At 60.3% G+C, this 5556-nt stretch carries 5 protein-coding genes and 3 pseudogenes; 6 read left to right on the plus strand and 2 right to left on the minus strand.

Going from position 1 to position 5556, the window contains the following annotated elements; genetic code table 11:
• Window positions 1–162: 162 nt before the first annotated feature.
• Window positions 163–444 (minus strand): hypothetical protein, encoded by a 282-nt coding sequence (locus ACLP9N_RS38845; protein WP_442412372.1) that lies wholly within the window; start codon window positions 442–444, stop codon window positions 163–165.
• A gap of 160 nt (window positions 445–604) precedes the next feature.
• Window positions 605–805, minus strand: a pseudogene (locus ACLP9N_RS38850) (hypothetical protein); the annotation flags it as partial.
• Window positions 806–1133: 328 nt separating this feature from the next.
• Here ACLP9N_RS38850 and ACLP9N_RS38855 point away from each other — a divergent pair.
• From ACLP9N_RS38855 to ACLP9N_RS38880, 6 genes and pseudogenes are all read left to right on the plus strand, one after another.
• Window positions 1134–1337, plus strand: a pseudogene (locus tag ACLP9N_RS38855) (PE family protein); the annotation flags it as partial.
• A gap of 37 nt (window positions 1338–1374) precedes the next feature.
• The gene (locus ACLP9N_RS38860; RefSeq protein WP_442412368.1) at window positions 1375–1794 is read left to right on the plus strand and encodes a nuclear transport factor 2 family protein; all 420 of its coding nucleotides are present in this window, start codon (window positions 1375–1377) and stop codon (window positions 1792–1794) included.
• Window positions 1795–2188: 394 nt separating this feature from the next.
• Window positions 2189–2365, plus strand: a pseudogene (locus ACLP9N_RS38865) (YegP family protein); the annotation flags it as partial.
• Between the two features lie 386 nt (window positions 2366–2751).
• Window positions 2752–3417 (plus strand): cutinase family protein, encoded by a 666-nt coding sequence (locus ACLP9N_RS38870; RefSeq protein WP_442412371.1) that lies wholly within the window; start codon window positions 2752–2754, stop codon window positions 3415–3417.
• Between the two features lie 249 nt (window positions 3418–3666).
• Window positions 3667–4449 carry a hypothetical protein gene (locus ACLP9N_RS38875; RefSeq protein WP_442412369.1) on the plus strand — a complete coding sequence of 261 codons (783 nt, stop codon included), beginning with the start codon at window positions 3667–3669 and terminating at the stop codon, window positions 4447–4449.
• 746 nt (window positions 4450–5195) lie between these two features.
• Window positions 5196–5495 carry a hypothetical protein gene (locus ACLP9N_RS38880; RefSeq protein ID WP_442412370.1) on the plus strand — a complete coding sequence of 100 codons (300 nt, stop codon included), beginning with the start codon at window positions 5196–5198 and terminating at the stop codon, window positions 5493–5495.
• Window positions 5496–5556 lie beyond the last annotated feature (61 nt).

Consider the following 5556-nt stretch of genomic DNA (forward strand, 5'->3'; position numbering starts at 1 on the left):
CCAGCGACGGGTAGCACGACGTAGACTTACCCACCAGATTGGTGCTCCGATCAGCAGGATAAAAAGGATTTCAGCAACCCCAATTATCCCAGTTCAGAGCACCATTCTTCATGAACGACCCACCCCCACAACGACTTTCCGTGAAAGCCCCGGGCTAGGCATTCATTGGAGGCTCAACCCGGCTAGAAGATCGGTTTCCCAGCCTTGGCTGTCATGTGGCCCGGGGGCGCCCGCTGCGAGGATGTAGTGCTCTTTGGTCAGAATCGGTTGCACGAAGTTGTTCGAGACGAGAACAGAACGGCGATCGGGCGCGAGGGCGACCTGGGTGGCATGGGCGGCCAGGGCTGCGATCTTGGCGCACACATACTCTCCTACGTCGATGACCGCACCGATGTCGCTGTCCCGGTAACCGAACTCCATTTCGCCAAGGTTGGGCAGGCTCATCCAGTCGGACGGGACTTCGCGCCGTGTCGCGGCTTGCTTGCAGGGCGCTCGAGGCAAGGACGGTCCAGTAAGACTTCGGTACTTTCCACCGGCCGGCCGCGATAGCAGCCGCAGTGACGCGGTGGGTCTGCACGTGGTCGGGATGGCCGTAGCCGCCCTTCGGGTCATAAGTCACGACGACGTGCGGGCGCAGTTTGTCGATGATAGCGACGAGTTCCTCAATGGCGTCGTCGCCCGCGTCAACAAACGCAGTACGGTGTGACCGGGATTTGGGCGACACCACAAACGTTCGGAGATAGCAGATTAGGCGTAAGCGTCCTCGCCGTTTGGCAAGCCGTGACTGATTCAATCCCAGTATCACGCACCAGAGTTTATGCAGGTGATCATAGGTATCTAGCCCGGAAACCGGGCGCCGTGACCTCTACGTGACCTCGCCGCAGCAACGGCAAGCTAGCGACCTATATATAGAGAGGAAACGCTAGCCACCAGCGCCCCCAAAAGCCCCAGCCTGGGGCCGCTTTATTTACCACACCGAAAAATATGGGTTATTTACCACACCGAAAAATATGGGTTATTTACCATACCGAAAAATATAAGTCGAGGCGATTTGGCGTAACTGATATGAAACTCATCACAAAATGCAACACTGTTTTCCCTAAGGGATCGATAACTCGGGTCGGAGGTCAACGATGTCGTATTTGATCGCAGCGCCGGACATGTTGGAGGCAGCGGCGGCAGATGCGGCAGGCATCGGCTCGTCGCTCAGCGAGGCCAACAATGCGGCCGCGGCCTCGACCACCAGAATGCTCGCCGCCGGTGGCGATGAGGTGTCGGCGGCCATCGCGTCGCTGTTTTCCAGCCACGGCAAGGCGTTTCAGGCGATCAGCGCCCAAGCCGGCACGCGCTGCTTGTGCCATTGATAAGGTAACCATGACCGAAACAGGCCAAACCCCGGCACTGGCCGCGTCGCAATCATCGTGGCGGTGCGCGCAAGCCCACGACCGGGACGGCTGGCTGGCGCTGATGGCCGACGACATACTCATCGAAGAGCCGATCGGCAAGTCCGTCACCAACCCCGATGGCACCGGGGTGCGCGGAAAAGAGTCCGCCGGCGCCTTCTTCGACGCCAACATCGCGACCAACCAGCTGACCATCACATACAAGGAGGCGTTCCCGTCGAGTTCGCCGGATGAGATCGCTTATATCCTGGTGCTGCACAGCAAGTTTGAGGGCGGATTCACCAGCACGATCCGTGGGGTGTTCACCTACCGCGTCAACGACGCCGGCCTCATCACCAACATGCGCGCGTACTGGAACCTCGACTTCATGAAATACGGCAAGGAGGAGTGAGCCGCGTCCACAGCCCTGACCGCAATTTCGACCCCGCGACGGGACTTGCCACACTTGTGATTTTCCGCGAGTGGCGCCAGGGTCAAGTTCAACCGTTCGGCGTCGACGACTTGCCGCCGTTTTGAAGATTCCGGGCCTTCCCCGCGCTTCAACGGCACAGTGACTTTGGGACTGCGAAAGCGGGCCGAACGGCCCTGGCCAGCGGCGGTGCCGCGGCGAAATATCTCAATTCATGCTGCAGAAGATGACGGCGGCCGTCGTGTGGGCGGTTTTTAGCGCTGGTGCCAGTGATCAGTGTCGCCCACGCGGACAGCACCGACGACCAGTTCGTTGCGGCGCCAACCGTTTCTCGGACTATCGTGTTTTCCGTCCACTCGATCAAGGGAAGATTGCGATGGCTGCGAAGTTTGAGTTGTTCAAGGACAAGAGTGGGGATTTCCGGTTCCACCTCAAGGCAGCCAACGGGGAGATCATCGCCGCCAGCCAGGGGTACGAGACGAAGGAAAGTGCCCACAAGGGCATTGAGTCGGTCAAGACGAACGAGCCAAGTGCGACCGTCGTAGACCTGACCGAACAGGAACCCCGCGCACAACTAGCGCGTATCGCCGTTCATCGTCGCACGCGACGAATATGCTGTGCGTACGCAAGTAGCAGTGTGCCACTAGTTCAATCCCAGTATCGCGCACCAATGTTTATGCAGGTGAAGATATGTGTCTAGGTCTGCAAGACAGAGACCATGCAATAAGCATGCAATAGCTCGCCGGGTGGCACACCACCCAGGATGAGATTGCTGTCACCCACCCAGCACCGGCATCGAGAGCCCCTAATGTCAAAACCTGCAGCGACACCCGCTGACGCGTCAAGAGGCCCGCGAACTCGCCACGGCGCCACTCGAAGCGGCCGACGAGATCGAGCGGCCTTGGCCGCAGATTGCCGCCACATGTCAGCATGGACGACGTGAGCGCCCGCCAGATTGCTCGTTTCCTTGATGCTGCAGTTCTGACCACCTGCGCGATGCTAAATGCAGCCGTCAGCATTCCTTCCACCGCCGCTGCAGCTCCATGCCCCAACATCGAGGTGGTGTTCGCTCGCGGCAGCGATCAGCCACCTGGTGTTGGCTGGGAAGGACAGGCATTTGTCGATTCGCTGCGCCCGCAAGTCGGCGGGAGATCCCTCGGGGTGTATGCAGTCAACTACCCTGCGACGAGCAATGAGTTGGTTAACTCCGCCTCCGCCGGCGCTAAAGATGCGAGCGCCCATGTCGAGTACATGGCGGCGAACTGTCCCGATACCAGGATGGTGCTCGGTGGATATTCCCTAGGCGCGGCAGTGATCGATCTCATCACCGCGGCGGGTGTGCCACCTCAGGGCTTCATCCCCGCGCCGATGCCGCCGGAGGTGGCTGACCACGTTGCCGCGGTCGCCGTCTTCGGAAATCCGTGGGTTAGATCGCTGGGGGCACCGCTGACCGCGATCAGCCCGCTGTATGGGGCTAAGGCCATAGACTTGTGTAATCCCGGAGATCCGATCTGTTCCGACGGCGGGGATACGTCGGCGCACTCTCGCTATGTGCAGTCCGGGATGGTTAATCAGGCCGCGACTTTCGCCGCGAGTCGGCTCTAGCCGACTGGTCGCCCCTGCGCTCTCCCCAGGCGGCCTGATCGCTCAGATGAACGCCCTCTCGTCGTCTTAGGGGGCAGCCAACTCCATGTCAAAGAATGTACGAGTAGTGCACCCTAGTTCCTCAATATTTTATGAGCAATATCGTCGACCAGGGGTGCAGTCGGATGCCCGACGAACGGACTGGCAATAATCTGAACACGAGCATTTGTTGCACGCGGCGGCGTCGACGAACCCGATCTGGTGAGGGACATGGAGAACGTCACAGAAAGCGACGTACACGAACTCGTCAACGCGTACAGACGCGCCTACACCCACGGGCGAGATCAGCTCGGAGATAAATCCATCCAGTTCCGCGTCTTGCAGGCCATCCTGCGCGCATCAGCCCAAAACACACACGACTGGATCGAGCTCAACGCCGCCAGCACGCCGACATCTCGGGAAGAGCTGCAGTCCTACGCCGCCACGCTCGCCAACGGCGACATAATCGGCACGACTGCTCGTAAACTGACACCGACCGCAGCGCTCAAAACCGCGATCCGAGCTGCACAACGCGCGGCTCTCCACCACGTGATGATTGCCATTATCGCTGTTCTGATCGCCTCCGGAATTGTCTGGTCGGGAGCCGCAACCGGGCGCCTGCTACTAGCCGGCCTACTCGGCGGGGGCGCTATCGCTGGCACCATCTTCTGGGGACTGCGGGGATTGGCACGCAGCGCACCGCAAGCTGGAAGTGTCGCCGTCAAAGCGGTTAAATCCGCCAACCAACTCAGTCAGCCAGCCCAAAGCATATTTGAAAGCCAGACCACTCCGACCCTCACGCGCTTCTATGGACGCTTCAATAAGCCCGCACCCCGTACACCCATGGTCGCATGGGTCAACCGCACTGCCACAGGGACACTCATCCTGATGTACCTGCTCCTGGCCCTCGTGGCGGTATTTTTCATGGTCGGCTTCGTACGCAGCATCGTTGCTGAGCTCGGCAATGACTGCAATTTCGCACCTACCACCTGTCATCCAATTCACCTTCATTGATGCCTAAAACTCCCTTCGGCGTTTTGGCTAACCACGGGCAGGAAACATTTGCTGCCCAGCAGCGAGTGCCCACGACCAGGGGCAATCCCGAGAATTTTCGAGCCGTACGTAAAAATCGATGACTGCCCAACGGTCGAGAAAGGGGTGGGGCGGTCAAAGTCGAAGAATGTCCGACTACTACACCCTTGTGAGAAAAGGCTCACAATGGTTAGGAGAAGGCTGCTGCGGGTCACACTCCACGGATACACGCGCGTGCGCAAGTAGCGATCTGCCACTGGTTCAATCCCAGTATCGCGCACCAGCGTTATTGCAGGTACAGTGCGGTTTCCACGGACCCAACGAAAATTCGTGAACTCCCCGTGAACTCCTCATTTAGCGCAACGCCGAGTGGCTGTCGCGGCTATCGGTGTCGGCCTGCGCCGCGCCACCAAATAACCACCACCACCACCAGAACCGCCCCCATCGAAACTTGGTGGGGGCGGTTTCTTGATGTGGGGCTTTACCTGATGGCGCGCGGTACCAGACGGACCGCCTGCCTACTACGCCCTGGTGCCCTACGACCCACCGCCTCCTCCGAACGTCAGCGGATGCGTCAGCTACAACGGCAGATGGGTCAACGCCGCCGGGTGCAATTGAGCCAACCGACGCGCCTGCTGGACGCGGCTACACTCCAATTACCACGTTCGCTTTATTTGGTGTCAGCACGACGTTGGCGCCAGCGCTTGTGGCGACGAGGAGATGACGCAGTGAGTAAACGCATTAGGTCCTGGGCCGCCGGCTTCGGAATGGTGGTAGCGCTTGCTGCAGCACCCGCGGCGATCGCGACGATCCAGACGCCCGGAGTCAGCAGAGCAGACGTCTGTGCTGACGCCGGTGGCCGCCATGTCGACGTAGGTGGTTGCTCGCACATTGCTGGCGACGCGGCAGCTGGAGTGGCGATCGCGGGAGACGACGAAGCGGCTGCGCAGGCCGCCGCAGGTCGGCCGCCGTGCTACGGCCCCACCGGGGTGCCGTACTACACGCCCGGCGACGCCCCCTGTAACTGATATGGGGAGCATTTTGTCAAGGGGGCAGGGTGAAGCGGCGGCCGCAACCGTCGTTGCGGCC

It is taken from the genome of Mycobacterium sp., assembly GCF_052144515.1.
Lineage (GTDB): Bacteria > Actinomycetota > Actinomycetes > Mycobacteriales > Mycobacteriaceae > Mycobacterium.

Bases quoted from the DNA above. Each gene is read 5' to 3' on its own strand.
- ACLP9N_RS38860 (WP_442412368.1), top strand. From the start codon at position 1,375: ATGACCGAAACAGGCCAAACCCCGGCACTGGCCGCGTCGCAATCATCG.
- ACLP9N_RS38845 (WP_442412372.1), bottom strand. From the start codon at position 444: ATGAGCCTGCCCAACCTTGGCGAAATGGAGTTCGGTTACCGGGACAGC.
- ACLP9N_RS38875 (WP_442412369.1), top strand. From the start codon at position 3,667: ATGGAGAACGTCACAGAAAGCGACGTACACGAACTCGTCAACGCGTAC.